Here is a 16,840-nt window from a genome sequence, read left to right as displayed (position 1 = left end):
ACGCCGGTGGGCTCAGTCGAGCCGCGGATAGTCGGTGATGTGGCGGATGGCGCGGTAGAGGCGGGCGAGACGCGGGTACATCTCGACGTAGACCTCTCGGTACAGCCGCTCGTAGAGCCGAGCGTTCTCGAGCTTCGGCTCGAACAGGCGGCCGGGGCGGCTCATGCGCTTCTGCGCGGTGGCGTGGTCGGGGTAGAAGCCGGCGCCGATGGCGGCGTTCATCGCGGCGCCGAGGCCGGAGGTCTCCCAGGTGTGCGGCCGCTCCGCCGGCCGGCCGAAGACGTCGGCGGTGATCTGCATGACCGCGTCGGACTGCGAGCCGCCGCCGGCGACGCGCAGCCGCTCGATCCTGACACCGTTGCGCTTCTCCAGCCGCTCGGCCGCCTCGCGCAGGGCATAGGCGATGCCCTCGACGATGGCGCGGTACATGTGCGAGCGCTCGTGGACGTCGCCGAAGCCGATCATCGCCCCCTTGGCCTCGGGGCCCGGCACCTTGACGCCGGGGTTCCAGAAGGGTTGCAGCATCAGCCCCATGTTGCCGGCCGGGGTCTTCTCCAACATGCGCTCGAACAGCACCTCGGGCGGCACGCCTTGGCGTTCGGCCTCGATCACCTCGCGGGCGGCGAACTGTTCCTTGAACCAGTTCACCATCCAATAGCCGCGCTGGACCATGATCTCCGCGTCGTAACGGCCGGGGGCGGCGGCGGGGAAGGGCGGGATGAAGGGGATCGGCTCGACGTAACGGCCGCTCGAAGTGTTGATCGTCGCCGTGGTGCCGTAGCTGAGCACAGCCGTCTCCGGCGTCCAGGCGCCGGCGGCGAGCACCTCGCAGGCCTTGTCGGCGCCGGCGGCATAGACCGGCAGACCCTCGGGGATGCCGGTCTCCTGGGCGGCACGGGCGGTGATCTGGCCCATCGACTGACCACAGGGGACGAGCTCGGGGAGCATGTCGCGGCGAACCGCGAAGAGCTTCCATTTGAAGTCGATGGCGCGTGCCCATTGCTGGCGCTTGGCGTCGAAGGGGACGTAGCCGACCTGGGAGCCGACGGCGTCGCAGAGGCGGCCGGTCAGTTTCAGGTTGAACCAGCCGGAGAGGAAGAGGAAACGCCGGGTGGCGCGCCAGGTCTCCGGCTCGTCGGCGGCGAGCCAGTTGCATTCGGCCTTGGACTGGAAGAAGTGGACGGTGCGGCGCTGGCCGGCGAGCCGGAGCCCGGCCTCGAGCCACAGAGGGAGCGGCGGGTAGCGCTTGGTCCGGCGTTGGTCGAGCCAGCCGATGGCGGGGCGCAAGGGTTCGCCGGCCTCGTCGAGCACCACCACCACGGCGCGCTGGGTGGTCACCGCCATGGCGGCGACGCGCGCCTTCAGGTCGGGATGGGCACGCCACAGCTCGTTGGTGGCGTGGCAGAGATTGGCCCAGTAGTACTCGCAGTCCTGCTCGGCCCATCCCGGCGCCCGGGAATAATAGGGGGTGATGTGGACCTGCGATTTGGCGACGAGTTCGCCCTCGAGATCGAAGATCATGGCGCGGACGCTCTGCGTCCCCTGATCGATGGCGAGCAGCAGGTCCTTGGTCTCGCTCATGCCGCCCTCTCCCCCGTCGGGACCGTCACGCCGTTCGCCGGAGCCTCGACTTTTCGACTTCGTTGCCCCGAACTCGGCCGTCGTCCCCGGCGAGCCGGAGGCGAGGGAAGGGGACCCATCGGCCTCTCGACTCGACGGAACATCATCGGATCCCCTTCCCCTCCGCTTCGCTCCGGCCGGGGATGACGGCTTCTGGCCCGGTCGAATTCGGAGGCGGCTGCGAAGGCCGAAAACCGTCGCCTCGAATTGCGCGAACGTCCCCCGTCGGCAGGCCGTAGACATCTTCGGCGATCTCGGCGAGCCGCGCCACCTCGGCGTGCCAGCGCGTCGCGTCCCAACCGAGGCGGTCGCGGCAGAACGGTTCGATGGTCGCGAGGAGGGGGACGAGGGCCGCCGGACGCGCGGGGAGGAGGCGCAGGCGGCGGGCGAGGAGGTCGTCGAGCCGGCCGACCATCTCGTGGTCGAGCGTCCAGGCGAACGCCTCGATCAGCGCCTCCCCCTCGGGGAGCGGCGCGGTCGGATGACCGAGACGGTCGGGAAAAGCGACGGCGTGGCGGAAGAGGCGCTCCTTCGTGCGTCGCGCCCGCTTGCGTTCGGCGGCGTCGATCAGACCGGCGGCGGCGAGCGCGTCGAGGGCGATGAGGCGGAAGGTGGTGAGCTTGCCGCCGGCGACCAACACCTCGCCGCCGTGATGCCAGACCGAATGGTCGCGGCTCTCCTGCGACGGATTCAGCCCCTTGCCGGAGGGCACCACCGGGCGGATGCCGGCCTGGGTGGCGATGACGTCGTCGCGGCCGAGCCGTCGCTCGGGGAACTCGCGGGCGAGGAATTCGAGGAGATAGTCCATCTCCTCGACCGTCGCCCGCGGCTCGCGCGACAGCGGCGTGGCGTGATCGAGGTCGGTGGTGCCGACGCAGGTCGCGCCCGCCCAGGGGAAGGCGTAGACCGGGCGGCGGTCGCGCGGGTGGGCGGCGGCGACGCAATCGCTCAGGGGCAGGCGGTCGCGGGTGAAGAACAGGTGGCTGCCGCGCAAGGGGCGGATCTTCTTCGCCTCTCCCGCCACCTCGCCGACCCAGGGGCCGCCGGCGCGGATCACCCGGGCGGCGGAGAGCGTCGCGGTGGTGCCGGCGAGCGTATCGTGGACCTCGACGGCGAACTCGTCGGCACCCTGCCGGGTCGCCGTGACCCGCACATGGTTGATCATGCGTCCGCCCTCGGCCGCCGCCTCGTGCAGGATGCGCAGCACCAGCCGGGCGTCGTCGGTGAGCGCGTCGGTGTAGACCATGGCTCCGACGAGACCCTCCGGTGCGAGGCCGGGGATGCGGGCGAGGGTGGCGTCGCGGCCGAGCCAGTGGTGGTCGCGGATGCCGGCCATGGCGTCGTAGAGGCCGAGCACCAGTTCGAGCGGCCAGCGGCCGGGGAAGACGCCGCGGCGGACGACGTAGGCGTAGGGCTGGCGGATCACCAGATCGGGCAGTTCGGCGACGAGGCGCTCGCGCTCGAGGAGGGCGTCGCGGGTGAGGCCGAGCCGGCCCTGCGGGATGTAGCGTAAGCCGCCGTGGACCATCTTGGAGGAGCGCGAGGAGGCGCCGGAGGCGAAGTCGGCCTGCTCGACCAGCAGGGTCTTCACGCCGCGACGCGCCGCTTCGAGCAGGATGCCGGCGCCGGAGATGCCGCCGCCGACGACGATCAGGTCGAAGCGTTCGGCGGCGAGGTCGGCGAGGGTGGGGCGCGGGCCGAGCATTCAATCCTCCAGGAGACAGCCGGGGTTCAGCCGGTGCTCGGGGTCGAAGGCGTCGACGACGGCGCGGATCGCCGCCAGGCCCTGATCGCCCTTCTCGTGGACGAGCCAAGGAGCGTGATCGCGGCCGACCCCGTGTTGGTGGCTGATGGTGCCGCCCGAGGCGACGATGGCGTCGGAGGCGGCGGTCTTCAGGGCACGCCAACGCGACGCCAGCGTGTCGTAGTCGCCGGCGTTCGCGAAGACGTAGGTGGTGTAGACGCTGCAGCCCTGGGCGTAGACGTGGGAGAGGTGGGAGAAGACGAGGATCGGTTCGCCGCCCGCGGCGGTGCGGATCGCCGTCTCGACCGCCGCCATGGTCGCGTCGACCCGGCTCCAGTCGACCGCGGTCTCCACCGTGTCGACCGAATAGCCGTGTTCCCACAGGCCGTTGCGGAAATAGGGCGAGCGGAAACGGGAGTGTTCCCAGATCTTTCCCATCGCGCCGTGCGCCAGGGTGACGCCGCCGAAGCCGCGGATCGCCGAGAGCGCCTCGGAGAGCGCCCGCCGCGCCCGCCGCTTCGGTCCGGTGACGCCGAAGGTGAACATGGTGCGGGCGCCCGGTTTCGCCCCGAGGGCGGTCACGGCGTGATCGAAGACGGCGAAGAGCGGATGGTCGCCGCCGAGCGCCAGATGGGCGACGGTCTCGTGCGGGTTGGAGAGCCGCATCATCGACAGCGGCACCTCGCGGTCGATCAGCCGGTGGAGGAGGGCGACGCCGGCCTCCCAGGAGGGCAGGAAGGCGACGTGAAAGGACTCGTGCTCGGCCGTGGGGGTGACGCGCAGGTCGACCTCGGTCAGGGCGCCGATGCGGCCCTCGCTGCCGAGCACCATCTCGCGCAGGTCCGGGCCGGCGGCCGAGGCCGGGACGGACGGCAGCCGCCAAGAGCCGTGTGGAGTTTCGATGCGACCGCCGGCGAAGAGCTGTTCGATGCGGCCGTAGCGGCGCGATTGCTGGCCGGAGGAGCGGGCGGCGACCCAGCCGCCGACGGTCGACAGTTCCCACGACTGGGGGAAATGGCCGAGGGTGAAGCCGCGGGTCGCCAGCTGCCGCTCGATCGCCGGGCCGGTGGCGCCGGCGCCGAAGGTGGCGATGCGGCTCTCGGGATCGAGGTGCATCAGCCGATCGAGGCGCTCGAGCGACAGGACGAGGACGGGCGTGGCGCTCGCGGGGATGTCGACGTGACCGGCGACCGAGGTGCCGCCGCCGCGGACGATCACGGTGAAGCCGGCGTGATGGGCCCAGCGCAGGACGTCGCCGACCTCGGCGCCGGTGGTGGGCAGCGCGACGCCGTCGGGGAAGCGCTCGAAGCGGCCGGAGCGCAGAGCCAGCCAATCGGGGAAGGAATGGCCGCGGGCGTTGCGGACGCGCGTCTCCGGGTCGGTCGAGACCAGCGGGTGGAGCGGCAGGCGCGAGGGCGGCACCCGGGCGATCACCGCGTCGAGGGTGGCGTCGGGGAGCCGGGTGCCCGGTCCGCCGAGCCGATCGGCGAGGAAGGCGAGGGCCTTCGGCTTCAGCGGAAAGTCGGTTCCCTCGCCGCCCCAGCCGTTCCAGCGGCGCCGGCCTCGGCCCAGATCGTCGGTCATGGTGGGGCGTCCTCCAACCGTCGCCGGCGCCCTCCGGGCGGGTGCCCCGCGGAGGCCGGTCCGGTCCGGCGCGATCCTCGACCCTCGATCGAGGATTGGCAAGTGTGCGGAGGCGAACCGGCGGACGCCGATCGTCGCGCGATCTTCCCGTGATTTTCGGCTCGCCGGACGGCTCGGTCCGACCTATCGTTCACGCACGGGTCGGCGCCGCCGCGGCGGTCGACCGACCGGGTGCGAGATTTTTCGCGATCGACTTGAACCTCTTGCCCCGCCGCCGCGACAGACGGTCGAACGGTCGGCACGGACCCGGACATGACGACGAATTCGGACGAGGATCTCCTCCAACGGATCGCCGCCGGCGACCGACTGGCGATGCGGGTGCTGTTCTCGCGGCACCAGCTCAAGATCCATCGCTTCGTGCTGCGGATGGTCCGCGACGAGGCGGTGGCGGAGGATGCGGTGAGCGACACCTTTCTCGACGTCTGGCGTGACGCCGGCACATTCTCGGGACGATCGCAGGTCACGACCTGGCTGATGTCGATCGCCCGCTTCAAGGCGCTCTCGGCGCTCCGGCGCCGGCGCGACCTGGGGCTCGACGAGGAATGGGCCGCCGGCATCGCCGACGACGCCGACACGCCCGAGGTGATCTCGCAGAAGGCCGACAAGGGAGCCGTGATCCGGCTCTGCATGGAGCGGCTGACGGCGGAGCACCGCGAGGTTCTCGATCTCGTCTACTATCACGAGACCTCGGTCGAGGAGGTGGCGGAGATCGTCGGCATCCCGGAGGGAACGGTGAAGACCCGCCTCTTCCACGCCCGCAAGAAACTCGCCGAGCTGCTCCAGGCGGCCGGTATCGATCGAGGTTGGCCATGAACGAGACGATCGCCGAAAAGGGCCGTGGCGAGATCGAGGATCTCCTGCCCTGGTACGCCAACGGGCGTCTCGCGCCCGCCGAGAAGCGTCGGGTCGACGCGGCTCTGGCCGAAGACCCCGAACTGGCGCGCCGGCTCGAGCTGGTGCGCGAGGAGATGGCCGAGACGATCGCCGCCAACGAGGCGATCCTGCCCGCCTCGGCGCGCGCCTTCGACAAGCTGATGGCCGGCATCGAGGCGATGCCGCAGCCGGCGCGACCGCTCGCGGCGATCAAGGCCGGGCTGATGGATCGGCTCGGCGACTTCCTCGCCGGCCTCGCGCCGCGCAAACTCGCCTATGCGGCCGCCGCGGTGGTGGCGCTGGTGGCGATCCAGTCGGTGGCGCTCACCGGTCTCGTCGGCGAGCGGGCGGGGTCGAACTACGGCACCGCCTCGCAGGGCGAGACGACATCCATGGGGCCGTCGATCCTCGTCGCCTTCGCCGCGGAGGCGAAGATGGAGGCGGTCTCGGCCTTCCTGAAGCGGCACAGCGCGAGCCTCGCCGAGGGGCCGAAGGCCAACGGCTTCTATCGCCTGCGGCTCGCTCCCGGTGCGGATGCGGCGGCGGTGGCCGCGGCGATGAAGGCCGAGACGGGTCTGGTGAATTTCGTCCAGGCGGTGCGGTGAGGCGCCGCCCGGGCCGGCCACGGGTCGTCGGTTCGAACGAGAAGTCGAGGAGGGAACGATGCGGGAGAAATCCGAACCCGATGCGATGTCGAGGCGCCGCTTCGCGCCGCGCCGCGGCCTGCTCGCGGGCGTGGCGCTGGCGGTCTTCGCGTGCCTCGTACCGACGGTCGAGGCGGTCGCTCAGAGTTTCGACAATCGGCCGCCGATCTATGGCGACGGGCCTCGTCCGCGCCGAGGTGGCGGTGGCCTGGGGGTCGGCGGAGCGATCGGGCTGGGCATCGGTCTCGGTCTCCTCGGGGCCGCCGCGGCGCAGCGCGCGCGGGCCGAAGAAGAGGCACCGCCGTCGCGCTCGGATCGGCCGCGGCGGGTTCGGGTGATCGAGAGCGACGACGACGATGCGCCGCCGCCGCGCCGCGTCCGGGTCGCGCCGCCGTCGGATGGCGGCGGCGACACCCCGCCGCCGCGCAAGCGCCCGCCGCGCGAGGCGCAGCGTACGCCGCCCTCGAACATCCGCGTGCCGCCGCGCTCGGAGACGCGCTTCGTCGCCGGCGAGGTGCTGATCGAGATGAAGAGCGACGGGTCGATCGATCCGCTGGCTCGCCGTCTCGGCCTCGAGGTGCTGGCGAGCGAGCCGCTCGACCTCACCGGGACGACGCTGCACCGGGTGCGCGCCCGCGACGGTCGCACCACGCCGCAGATTCTGACCCGCCTCCAGCGCGAGCGATCGGTCGCCTTCGCCCAGCCGAATTGGGTCTACACCCTGCAACAGACCGCCGGCGCCGAGCCGACGCCGGTCGCGGCGCCCGCGGCAGCGGTAGCGCCTCCCCCGGCGTCGTCCGCCGAAGCCACACCGGCGCTCGCGCCCTCCCCGGCGCCCGAGGCGCCGGCTCCGATTCCGGTTGCGGTGCCGGCCGGCGCGGCTCCGGCCCCGGCCGAAGCCGCGGTCGCGCCGCAGACGACGGCCGCACCGGTCGTCGCCACCGCCGGCTCGCCGACCGCGCCGCGGCCGGCTCAGCCGCTTCCTGGGCAATATGCGGCGGAGAAGCTGCGTCTTCCCGCCGCCCACGGGCGGGCGCTCGGGGCCGGCGTGTTGGTGGCGGTGATCGACACCGGCGCCGACGAGACCCATCCCGAGCTCGCCGGGGCGATCGAGGGCACCTATGACGCGCTCGAAGGCGTCGCGGCGGTGCCGGGCGTCCACGGCACGGCGATGGCCGGTGCCGTCGCCGCGCGGGTCCGCCTCTCCGGCGCGGCGCCGGCGGCGCGGCTGCTCCTCGCCCGCGCCTTCGGTCCGCCTGCGGCCAACGGCGTGGCGCAGGGTTCGACCTTCCACGTGGTCAAGTGCCTGGACTGGGCGGTGGCGAGCGGGGCGCGGGTCGTGTCGATGAGTTTCGCCGGACCGTCGAACACTTTGCTCTCGCGCGCCCTCGGCGCAGCGCGCGACCGCGGCGTCATCGCGGTGGCGGCGGCCGGCAACGCCGGACCGCAATCGCCGCCGCTCTTCCCGGCCGCCGACCCGGGCGTCATCGCCGTCACCGCCAGCGATCCCGACGATCGGGTACTGCCGGCGGCCAATCGCGGCGGTCACGTGCTGGTCACGGCGCCGGGGGTCGACATCGTGGTGGCGACGCCGCAGGGCGGCTACGACCTGACCTCGGGCACTTCGGTGGCCGCCGCGGAAGTATCGGGTGTCGTCGCGCTCCTGGTGGAGAAGCGCGCCGATCTGACGCCGGACGAGGCGCGGCGCATCCTCGCCGCGACCGCGATCGATCTGGGTCCGAAGGGCCGCGACCCGATCTTCGGCGCCGGACTGGTCGATGCCGAAGCGGCGGTCGGGGCGGTCGCCAAGCGCGCCCGCTGAGGTCGCCTCGCTCCGAGACACCGCCTCGCCTTCCTGTCGGGAGGGCGGGGCGGTGTCGTTTTCGGCCGGCCGCGCAGGGCGGGCGCGGCGGTTCGAGCGACCGCCGGACCGGCACTAAAAAAACTTCGCCTTCGCTTTGAACCGGATCGCTCGTCGGCGCGACAGACGGACAAGAGGGCCGAGAACGAGGCCTTCGCCCCGACCCCAAGGAGAGCCCCCATGTCGACCTCGAAGAAGATCCTCACCGCCGCCCTCGTCGCCCTCACCGTCGCCACCGCGGGCGTCGCCTCCACCGGTTCGGCGCTCGCCGGCCCGCATCATCATCACGGCGGTGGTTGGGGCTGGGGCGCCGGCGGTCTCGCCGCCGGTCTGGTGATCGGTTCGGCGCTGGCCTCGCGCCCGGCCTATGCCGAGGCCGAGACCGTCTACTCGGAGCCGGTGCGCCGTTGCACCACGGTGGAGCGGGTCAACCGCTGGGGCGAAGTGATCGGCACCCGCCGCGTCTGCCGCACCTACGAATGATCCCGTCGCATCCGCGATCGATCGAGAGGCCCGCTCCCCCCGGCGGGCCTTTTCACGTGGCGGGGCATGCGCGGCGACGAGCGCGCTCCCCCGATCGGCGGCGATGAAAAAACCTGCGAAAAAATCGCCTTCGCTTTGAACCGGATCGACCGCCGGCGCGACAGACGGACAAGAAGGCCGGAAACGAGGCCTTCTCCCGACCCCAAGGAGAGCCCCCATGTCGACCTCGAAGAAGATCCTCACCGCCGCCCTCGTCGCCCTCACCGTCGCCACCACCGGCGTCGTCTCCACCGGCACGGCCGAAGCCGCCCCGTGGCACCATCATCACCATCGCCATCACGGCTGGGGCTGGGGCGCCGGCGGTCTCGCCACCGGCCTGATCATCGGCTCGGCCATCGCCTCGCAGCCGGCCTATGCCGAGCCGGTGCGCCGTTGCCATCGGGTCGAGCGGGTCAACCGCTGGGGCGAGGTGATCGGCACCCGTCGCGTCTGCCGCGTCTACGAATGATCCGTTTCTTTCCGATCGATCGCGAGGCCCGCTCCTCCCGGCGGGCCTCGACATTTTCCTGGATGCAGCCATGCGACGACGGTGCGACGTGCGTGGCATTGCCCTGCTAGATCGACACGATATGATCCGGTCACGCGGCTTTCGGGCATCGCGGAGTGCCGGCGAAGGGGGGAGTTCAGAGGCGCATGCTGCCGTTCGGCCGGACCTACGAAGAGATCACCGCGGCTTTCCGTTGGCGGGTTCCGCCCGCCTACAACATCGCCGTCGACGCATGCGAAAAGTGGGCGACGGTGGAGCCCGAGCGGGTGGCGCTGATCCACGTCGGGGCCGACGGCGCGATCGACCGCTGGACCTACGGGCGGCTGTCGCAGGCGGCGCATCGGCTCTCCAATCTGCTGACGGCGCGCGGCGTGATGCGCGGCGACCGGGTGGCGATCCTGCTGCCGCAGTCGCCGGAGACGGCGATCACCCACATCGCGGTCTATGCCATGGCGGCGGTGGCGCTGCCGCTCGCCGATCTCTTCGGCGTCGAAGCGCTGGCCTATCGTCTCGGCGACGCCGGGGCGCGGGTGGTGGTGACCAATCGGGCGGGTGCGGCCAAGATCGCCGAGATCCGCGACCAGCTGCCGGGGCTCGAGCTGGTTCTGACGGTGGACGGTCCGTCGGACGGGACGGAAGATCTCCATCGCCTCCTCGCCGAGGCCTCCGATCGCTTCGAGCCGGTGACGACGTCGGCCGACGATCCGGCGCTGATGATCTACACCTCGGGCACCACCGGTCAGCCGAAGGGGGCGCTCCACGCCCATCGGGTGTTGCTCGGCCATCTGCCGGGCGTGCAGTTCGCCCACGAGTTCCTGCCGCAGCCGGGCGACCTGATCTGGACGCCGGCCGACTGGGCCTGGGCCGGCGGTCTGCTCAACATCCTGCTGCCGGGGCTGACGCTCGGCGTTCCGGTGGTGGCGGCGCGGTTCGAGCGCTTCGATCCGGATGCGGTGTGGCGGCTGATCGCCACGCAGGGCATCCGCAACGCCTTCATCCCGCCGACCGCCCTGAAGCTGCTGCGTGGCGCCGGGCCGGTGCCGGATCGTGCCTCGCTGAAGCTGCGCACCGTCGGCTCGGGCGGCGAGATGCTCGGTCGCGACACCTACGACTGGGCGCGTGCCGAGCTCGGCCTCACCATCAACGAGTTCTACGGCCAGACCGAGTGCAATCTGGTGGTCGGCGCCTGCGGCGCGGCCGGGGTGACGCGGCCGGGGGCGATGGGCAAGCCGACGCCGGGCCACACGGTGGCGGTGATCGACGATCAGGGCAATGTGCTGCCGCCGGGGGAGACCGGACAGATCGCGGTGAAGCGGCCGGATCCGGTGATGTTCCTCGGCTACTGGGGCAAGCCCGAGGCGACGGCGGAGAAGTTCATCGGCGACTGGATGACCACCGGCGACCAGGGGATGACCGACGAGGACGGCTATCTCTTCTTCGTCGGGCGCGACGACGACCTGATCACCTCGGCCGGCTATCGCATCGGCCCGTCGGAGATCGAGGATTGCCTCGCCGGACATCCGGCGGTGTCGCTGGCGGCGGTGGTCGGCAAGCCCGATCCGATCCGCACCGAGATCGTCAAGGCCTTCGTCAAGCCGAAGCCCGGCGTGACGACGGATGCGGCGCTCGTCGAAGACATCCGCGCCCACGTCCGCAAGCGCCTGGCGGCGCACGAGTACCCGCGCGAGATCGTGTTCGTCAAAGACATCCCTCTGACCACCACCGGCAAGGTCATCCGCCGCTTCTTCCGCGAACAGGTGCGCGACGAGGCGGCGGCGGAAGCCCGGGCTCGCGACCGCGGCGAGTGATACCGGGTTCACGAAATTCGGACTCGTCCGAATTTCGTGAGTTTCGGCCTGACCGGCCGACGCCCGTTCGGGCTCGCCTTCGCCCATGAAGTTCCGAAGAGGTCGGAACATCATGGGCTCGGTATGACATCTGCCTCGTGGAATTCGGTCTCGTCCCGATTTCGCGCGCGTACCGCCCATCGGCCGACGCCGGGGCGAGGCCGCCGTCGCCGGCGATGTTTCGAAACGGCGGAAACGTCGACGGCTCGGTGCGAGCCCGCGGGTTTCGCGTCAGCTGTTGACGAGCCGGCGCAGGCGGCGGGCGGTGCGTCGTGCCGCCAGATAGGAGCCGAGTTCGGCCGCCTGCAGCCGGAGGCGCAGCGGCAGGCGCAACGGCGCCGGGAAGCCGACCACCACCGTGCCGATACGACGGCGGTCGGGCCACATGTGGTTCATCAACGGATGGTCTTCGACCGCCAGACTGTCGACCTCGACGAGTTCGCCCTCGTCGAGGAAACGGGTGGTGGCGCGCAACAGCACCTGCGCGCCGGGGGAGTAGGCGGCGAAGGCCTCGTCGTAGGCGGTCTTCCAGCTGACCCAATGACCCTCGGCGCCGAAACACACCAGCATGGCGAGGGGTTGGCCGCCGCGGTCGATGCGGTCGACGACGATGTGGCCGCTGTCGGCGAGACCGTCGATCACCCGTTCGGCGAAGCGCACCACGTCGGTGTTCTGAACCAGCGCGGTGCGGCGCCGGCCCTTCCAGCCGGAGGCCTCGAGCACCAGAAAGTCGGCGAAGGCGTCACGTGCCTCGGCGCCGCGGGCGATCGAGGCGCGAACCGGGCCGGTTTCGGCGAGGCGCCGCCACTGTCGCCGCCATTCCTTGCGGCGCTTGCGGCGGATGTTGTCGTGGAAGAAGGCTTCGCCGTCGCTACCGCCGCGGAGACAGGCGCGGATGTGGCTCTCCACCACCATCATCTGATGGCCGGCGGTCTCGGCGACCCGTTCGAGAACGGCGGCGAAGGGGCCTTCGAGCGGCAGGTCGGGGAAGACCACGCCGCCGTCGCGGCGGGAGATCGCGGCGAGCAGGGCCGTGAGGATCTCTTCGGCGCGGTCGGCGTCGACGAGTGGCGTGCCGAGCGGGGCGAACTCGTTGGCGAAGACGGTCGGCAGCCGGCCGGTGAGACCGAAACCGAGGCGGGGGGTCCACAGCGCCATCACCGCGACGAGGTGACGGCCGACGCCATCACCGCGGTGCGCGACGAGAAGACGCGCGTCGGGGGCGAAGGTCTCCAGCGCCGGGATCAGGAAGTCGGGTCCGTGCATGACATCGGGTTCGACGGCGCGGGCGAGGAGATCGTTCCAGGCGGCGCGCAACGGCACCGCCTCGACCAGCGACAACTCCTGCACCTCGACGGCGTGACCGCGCCCGGCGCGACCCGTCGGTCGGGGACCGAGGGGTGCACCACCGGCTTCCGCAGCCGATGTGCCGGTCGAGGTCATGGCGAGATCGCTCCTTCAATCGGTTCACTCGGACGACGAGGCCCGCCGCGCCGTCGCCAGGAAGAAGACGTTCAGGCCGAGGCGTCGCCGCACCACCATCGCCAGAACGACAGACTCCAGAATCATCGCCACCGTCGTGCCGACGGCCGCGCCCCAGATACCGTAGATGGGAATGAGTAGCGAATTCAACAGGAGGCTGACCGCCAGGGTGAGACCATAGACGGACGCCGACGAGGTTTGTTGGCCGGCCATCGACAGCAACGTCTCGGCCGGGCCGACCGAGGAGCGGGCGAGGACGCCGAGCACCAGAACGAAGAGGATGGGGAAGCCTTCGGTGAAGGTCGGCCCGAAGAGCGACAGGAGGGGGCGTCCGACGATCAGGACGCCGATCGACATCGCCAGGGAGGCCCAGAAGGTCCATTTCACCATCTCGGCGACGAAGGCGGCGAGTTCGGCCTGCGCATCGGCGTGCCACAGCGAGGCGAAGCGTTTGGCCGAGGCGACCTTGGCGGCGTAGTAGACGAAATGGACGAGGGCCAGCGTCTTGACCGTGGCGAAATAGACGGCGACGCGGTCGGGTTCGGCGTAGCGACCGACGAGCAGGATGTCGATGCTGTTGAGCAGCACCAGGAAGCTGTCGACCAGGAACATCGGCGCGCTGAGGCGCACCCAGAGCGCGAAATCGTAACGCCGCGGTGCCGGCGGCAGGACCGCGGCGAGGCGGCGGCCGATGGCGACGGACTGGCCGAGTGTGGCCGACCAGGTGGCGATCACCGCCGCCCAACAGGCGTTGACCGCCGTCATCTCCAGACCGACGGCGAAGGCGGCGGCCATCAACAGGAGAATCGTCGCCGGGCGGGCGACGAAGGTCGGCACCAGAGCGAGATCGGGCCACCCCTGCGCCACGGCGATGCCGTCCTGGATCTCGGCGACGGTGTAGATCGGCAGGCAGACCGCGGCGACGAAGATCGGCACCAGCCGGTAGTCGGAGACGAGATCGGGGCGGAGCCACAGGATCGCGCAGCCGAGGGCGGCGATCAGCCCGGAGACGACGAAGGTGTAGAGGCGGGACGCCAGGATCAGGCCGCGCGCCGCGCCGTGATCGCCGTCGTGGGAGTATTTGCGCAGCAGTGTGATCACCGACTGCTCGAGCCCGAAGGCGAAGACGACGCCGAGGGTGATCACCAGGGTCCAGACGACGACGAAGACGCCGTATTCGAAGCCGCCCATCCAGCGGGCGAGCAGCATCTGGCTGACATAGGCGAGACCGGCCGAGAAGACGCGGATGAAGAAGGCGCTGGCGGCGATGTGGCCGGTGGCGGCGGCATCCCCGGGCGAAGCCGGGGGTGCGACACGATCGAGAACCGTGGCGAGGCGGCGGGCCGGTCCGGCCGGCAGGTAGCGCTCGATCAGGGATCTCGGAGACAGCGACAAGAATCGACCTCGGCCGGCGGTATCGATCCGCTGTTTAACACGGTTCGCCGAAAGGGTCGTCCGCCGAGTCTTCGGGGGCCGCCCGCGCCCGGCGCGGATCGATCGCCGTGGCGGGGCGGTCGCCTCATTCGGTCACGACGATGCGACTGTTCTCCATGCCGTGGCTGCGGACCAGTCCGAAGAGCGCCGCGGCATCCCTGGGGTGCAGGCGCACACATCCGTGCGAGGCGGGTCGACCGAGGCGTCCGGTCTCGTAGGTGCCGTGGACGGCGATGCCGCCGTTGAAGAAGATCGAGTTCGGCATCGGCGAGTTGTGATATTTGCGCGAGTAGTATTTCTTGTGCATGCGCGTCGGCCTGTAACTGCCGAGCGGCGTCCGGTAGCCCCGCTTGCCGGTGGAGACGGCGTATTCGCCGGTCTTGATGCCGTCGACGAGGACGACCATGCGCTGCGACGACACGTGGATCCGAGCTTCCACGGCGGCCGCTTCGGCCGAACGGACGAGGCCCAGGATGCCGCAGAGAAGGGCGAAGGTCAGGGCGAAGAAACGCATCGCGAAGATCCTCGACGACTTGCCGGACGATGATGGAATCTCTCGTCCGGAGGATAGGACTGGAACGGTCGTGCAAGTATCTCGCATCCTACCCTCGAATACACGGCATTGTCGACATTAAGCTTAAAGTCGGTCGGCGGGGGCGTGGCGGGGCGGCGTCACGAGGGCTCTTCACGGCGTCGACGTTCGCGGCTAAGGCGGTGACGGTTCGTCCCTTTCGCTCCCCGCCCGAGTCGTCTCGCCATGTCGCGTCCGCGTTCCGCCGTCCTCCTCGTCTCGACCCTCGTCTCGCCGCTCTTCTGGGGCGCCGCATCGGCCGAGGACATGCCGCATCAGCTGACCGGCGAGCTGATCCGCACCGAGCACGAGAACTGCAAGACCTCGACCGGGTACGGTATGCGTTTCGTCACGCTGCGCGACGTCGACGGCGACGGCCGCAAGGACGTGGTGCTCGACTATGCCGAGGCGTCGTGCGGCGGTCGGCCGGAACCCTATTGCGACGGCTCGGGCTGCCTGTTGAAAGTCTACCTCGGTAGCGGTGGCGCCTATCGCAAGGTGTTCGAAGGCCGGGTGCGGTCGTGGAAGGTGGAGGAGCACGGCGGTCGGCCGACGCTTCTCGTCGACGGTCGGCCGTTGGCGCGCTGAGCCGACCGTCAGGCGGAGCGGGCGACGCCGGCGACGAGACCGGCGAGCAGGTGGTGCAACTCGCGGACCGAGAAGGGCTTCTCCAGCCAGTCGGCGAAGATCGCCGGCAGGACGTTCGGTCGTTCGCGGCCGGTGACGGCGACGAAGGCCGGTCGGGCATCGCGGGCGAGGCTGCGGGCGAGGTCCTCGCCATGGACGTCGGGCAGGCCGAGGTCGATCAGCACCACGTCGAAGTCATGGGTGCGCACCGCTTCCCGGGCTTCCTCGCCGGAACCGGCGAGCGCGGCGGTGATGCCGAGGCCGGCGAGCATGGCCTGGAGCAGGATGCGGCCGATGGCGTGATCCTCGACGACGAGCACGCGCAGGCCGTCGAGCGCCGCGGGGCGCGGCGAGGGAACGAGCGGCGGTTCGGCGTGGCGGGACATCGACGATCTCCGAGGCGAGCCTCTTCGAGGAGGCCAATCTAGGCCCACTCCCTCAACGCCCGGTTAAGTCGCGGAAGATCTTCGGCGGTGGCCGGCCAGTCGACGAGACGGCGGACGTCGTCGGGTGTGTGGCCCTGTTCGCGCAGGTGGGCGAGCGCCGTGTCGGCGGCCGATTTGGCGAGTTTGCGGCCGCCGGCGTCGGTGACGAGGCGGTGGTGGTGATAGATCGGCTCCGGCAGATCGAGCAGCCGCTGCAGCAGGCGGTGGAGGCTCGTCGCATGGAAGAGGTCGCGGCCGCGCACCACGTGGGTGACACCCTGGAGCGCGTCGTCGACGACGACCGACAGGTGATAGCTGGTCGGCACTTCCCAACGCGCCAGCACCGGGTCGCCCCATTCGGCGGGATGCGCCTCGATCCGCCCGCTCTCGCCGTGCGGTCCGGCACCGGTCTCCCGCCACGACAGCGGCCCCACCCTGGCGAGCGCCTTCGCCGTGTCGAGGCGCCAGACGACGTGCGTTTCCCGACCCATGCGCTCGGTTCGGGCGGCAGCGGCGAGATCGCGTTCGTCGCCGGGATAGTGCGGGGCGCCGTCCGGGTCGCGCGGCCAGGGGCGGCCGTCGGCTTCGAGCGCGGCGATGCGGGCGCGGATGTCGCCGCGGCCGAGGAAGCTCGGATAGACGAGGCCCGCCGCCTCCAGCCGCTCGAGGGCTTGCGCATAGGCGTCGAAATGATCGGACTGGCGGCGCGGCGGCTCGTCCCAACCGATCCCGAGCCAGGCGAGGTCCTTCTCGATCGCCGCCTCGAATTCGGGGCGGCAGCGGGTCGTGTCGATGTCTTCGATGCGCAGCAGGAAGCGGCCGCCGAGACCGCGCGCCAGGGCATGGTCGAGCATCGCCGAATAGGCGTGACCGAGATGCAGAAGCCCGTTGGGGCTGGGGGCGAAGCGGAAGACGGGCGTCATCGGGCGGGGTCGCGGGTGGTCGTCCGCATCTTCCTAACCGCTCCGCGCGAAGATCGCGAGCCCGGCGAGACGAACGCCGCGCTTCGGCTTATGGTCGAACGCGACGGGGGGACGA

At 71.0% G+C, this 16,840-nt stretch carries 15 protein-coding genes; 7 read left to right on the top strand and 8 right to left on the bottom strand.

What is annotated here, in order from left to right:
- Positions 1–12: 12 nt before the first annotated feature.
- From V7Q42_RS08950 to V7Q42_RS08940, 3 genes are all read right to left on the bottom strand, one after another.
- Positions 13–1,581, bottom strand: a complete 1,569-nt coding sequence (locus V7Q42_RS08950; protein WP_333823654.1) for an FGGY-family carbohydrate kinase — start codon at positions 1,579–1,581, stop codon at positions 13–15.
- A 142-nt stretch (positions 1,582–1,723) separates the two neighbouring features.
- Positions 1,724–3,325, bottom strand: a complete 1,602-nt coding sequence (locus tag V7Q42_RS08945) for a glycerol-3-phosphate dehydrogenase/oxidase (protein ID WP_333823653.1) — start codon at positions 3,323–3,325, stop codon at positions 1,724–1,726.
- Positions 3,326–4,948 (bottom strand): FAD-binding oxidoreductase, encoded by a 1,623-nt coding sequence (locus V7Q42_RS08940; protein ID WP_333823652.1) that lies wholly within the window; start codon positions 4,946–4,948, stop codon positions 3,326–3,328.
- A 312-nt stretch (positions 4,949–5,260) separates the two neighbouring features.
- On the opposite strand from V7Q42_RS08940, the gene V7Q42_RS08935 reads away from it, so the two are divergent.
- From V7Q42_RS08935 to V7Q42_RS08910, 6 genes are all read left to right on the top strand, one after another.
- Complete coding sequence (locus tag V7Q42_RS08935) at positions 5,261–5,821, top strand: sigma-70 family RNA polymerase sigma factor (RefSeq protein ID WP_333823651.1); 561 nt, start codon at positions 5,261–5,263, stop codon at positions 5,819–5,821.
- Entirely contained in the window at positions 5,818–6,486 is a 669-nt protein-coding gene (locus tag V7Q42_RS08930) for an anti-sigma factor family protein (protein ID WP_333823650.1), read from the top strand. Before V7Q42_RS08935 ends, V7Q42_RS08930 begins: the two co-directional genes overlap by 4 nt.
- A gap of 58 nt (positions 6,487–6,544) precedes the next feature.
- A complete protein-coding gene (locus V7Q42_RS08925) occupies positions 6,545–8,347 on the top strand; it encodes a S8 family serine peptidase (protein ID WP_333823649.1) in 1,803 nt (600 codons plus the stop codon).
- 219 nt (positions 8,348–8,566) lie between these two features.
- On the top strand, positions 8,567–8,869 hold the full coding sequence (locus V7Q42_RS08920) for a hypothetical protein (RefSeq protein ID WP_333823648.1): 303 nt from the start codon (positions 8,567–8,569) through the stop codon (positions 8,867–8,869).
- 217 nt (positions 8,870–9,086) lie between these two features.
- Positions 9,087–9,377, top strand: coding sequence for a hypothetical protein (locus tag V7Q42_RS08915; RefSeq protein WP_333823647.1), 291 nt, complete (start codon positions 9,087–9,089; stop codon positions 9,375–9,377).
- Positions 9,378–9,562: 185 nt separating this feature from the next.
- On the top strand, positions 9,563–11,224 hold the full coding sequence (locus V7Q42_RS08910) for an AMP-binding protein (RefSeq protein ID WP_333823646.1): 1,662 nt from the start codon (positions 9,563–9,565) through the stop codon (positions 11,222–11,224).
- A gap of 270 nt (positions 11,225–11,494) precedes the next feature.
- Here the strand turns inward: V7Q42_RS08910 and V7Q42_RS08905 are convergent, their stop codons facing one another.
- The 3 genes from V7Q42_RS08905 to V7Q42_RS08895 all read right to left on the bottom strand — a co-directional run bounded on the left by V7Q42_RS08905 (position 11,495) and on the right by V7Q42_RS08895 (position 14,693).
- A complete protein-coding gene (locus V7Q42_RS08905; protein WP_333823645.1) occupies positions 11,495–12,706 on the bottom strand; it encodes a GNAT family N-acetyltransferase in 1,212 nt (403 codons plus the stop codon).
- Positions 12,707–12,730: 24 nt separating this feature from the next.
- Positions 12,731–14,140 carry a lipopolysaccharide biosynthesis protein gene (locus V7Q42_RS08900; RefSeq protein WP_333823644.1) on the bottom strand — a complete coding sequence of 470 codons (1,410 nt, stop codon included), beginning with the start codon at positions 14,138–14,140 and terminating at the stop codon, positions 12,731–12,733.
- Between the two features lie 124 nt (positions 14,141–14,264).
- Positions 14,265–14,693, bottom strand: a complete 429-nt coding sequence (locus tag V7Q42_RS08895) for a L,D-transpeptidase (protein ID WP_333823643.1) — start codon at positions 14,691–14,693, stop codon at positions 14,265–14,267.
- Positions 14,694–14,936: 243 nt separating this feature from the next.
- On the opposite strand from V7Q42_RS08895, the gene V7Q42_RS08890 reads away from it, so the two are divergent.
- Positions 14,937–15,338: a hypothetical protein gene (locus V7Q42_RS08890; RefSeq protein WP_333823642.1), complete on the top strand. Its 402-nt coding sequence runs from the start codon at positions 14,937–14,939 to the stop codon at positions 15,336–15,338.
- An 8-nt stretch (positions 15,339–15,346) separates the two neighbouring features.
- On the opposite strand, the gene V7Q42_RS08885 is transcribed toward V7Q42_RS08890, so the two are convergent.
- Together V7Q42_RS08885 and gluQRS are read right to left on the bottom strand one after the other, a co-directional pair.
- Complete coding sequence (locus V7Q42_RS08885; protein WP_333823641.1) at positions 15,347–15,763, bottom strand: response regulator; 417 nt, start codon at positions 15,761–15,763, stop codon at positions 15,347–15,349.
- A 38-nt stretch (positions 15,764–15,801) separates the two neighbouring features.
- Positions 15,802–16,725 (bottom strand): tRNA glutamyl-Q(34) synthetase GluQRS, encoded by a 924-nt coding sequence (gene gluQRS, locus V7Q42_RS08880; protein WP_333823640.1) that lies wholly within the window; start codon positions 16,723–16,725, stop codon positions 15,802–15,804.
- Between the last annotated feature and the right edge of the window lie 115 nt (positions 16,726–16,840).

The sequence above is a fragment of the Pinisolibacter sp. genome, from assembly GCF_036782435.1.
Classification (GTDB): domain Bacteria; phylum Pseudomonadota; class Alphaproteobacteria; order Rhizobiales; family Ancalomicrobiaceae; genus CALBKH01.
The sequence above is the reverse complement of the archived record's forward strand: the minus strand, read 5'-3'. Positions and strand labels throughout refer to the sequence as shown.

Coding starts and splice junctions, on each gene's coding strand:
- V7Q42_RS08890 (WP_333823642.1), top strand. CDS start 14,937: ATGTCGCGTCCGCGTTCCGCCGTCCTCCTCGTCTCGACCCTCGTCTCG.
- V7Q42_RS08935 (WP_333823651.1), top strand. CDS start 5,261: ATGACGACGAATTCGGACGAGGATCTCCTCCAACGGATCGCCGCCGGC.
- V7Q42_RS08915 (WP_333823647.1), top strand. CDS start 9,087: ATGTCGACCTCGAAGAAGATCCTCACCGCCGCCCTCGTCGCCCTCACC.
- V7Q42_RS08905 (WP_333823645.1), bottom strand. CDS start 12,706: ATGACCTCGACCGGCACATCGGCTGCGGAAGCCGGTGGTGCACCCCTC.
- V7Q42_RS08895 (WP_333823643.1), bottom strand. CDS start 14,693: ATGCGTTTCTTCGCCCTGACCTTCGCCCTTCTCTGCGGCATCCTGGGC.
- V7Q42_RS08945 (WP_333823653.1), bottom strand. CDS start 3,325: ATGCTCGGCCCGCGCCCCACCCTCGCCGACCTCGCCGCCGAACGCTTC.
- V7Q42_RS08930 (WP_333823650.1), top strand. CDS start 5,818: ATGAACGAGACGATCGCCGAAAAGGGCCGTGGCGAGATCGAGGATCTC.
- V7Q42_RS08925 (WP_333823649.1), top strand. CDS start 6,545: ATGCGGGAGAAATCCGAACCCGATGCGATGTCGAGGCGCCGCTTCGCG.
- V7Q42_RS08885 (WP_333823641.1), bottom strand. CDS start 15,763: ATGTCCCGCCACGCCGAACCGCCGCTCGTTCCCTCGCCGCGCCCCGCG.
- gluQRS (WP_333823640.1), bottom strand. CDS start 16,725: ATGACGCCCGTCTTCCGCTTCGCCCCCAGCCCCAACGGGCTTCTGCAT.
- V7Q42_RS08950 (WP_333823654.1), bottom strand. CDS start 1,581: ATGAGCGAGACCAAGGACCTGCTGCTCGCCATCGATCAGGGGACGCAG.
- V7Q42_RS08920 (WP_333823648.1), top strand. CDS start 8,567: ATGTCGACCTCGAAGAAGATCCTCACCGCCGCCCTCGTCGCCCTCACC.
- V7Q42_RS08910 (WP_333823646.1), top strand. CDS start 9,563: ATGCTGCCGTTCGGCCGGACCTACGAAGAGATCACCGCGGCTTTCCGT.
- V7Q42_RS08940 (WP_333823652.1), bottom strand. CDS start 4,948: ATGACCGACGATCTGGGCCGAGGCCGGCGCCGCTGGAACGGCTGGGGC.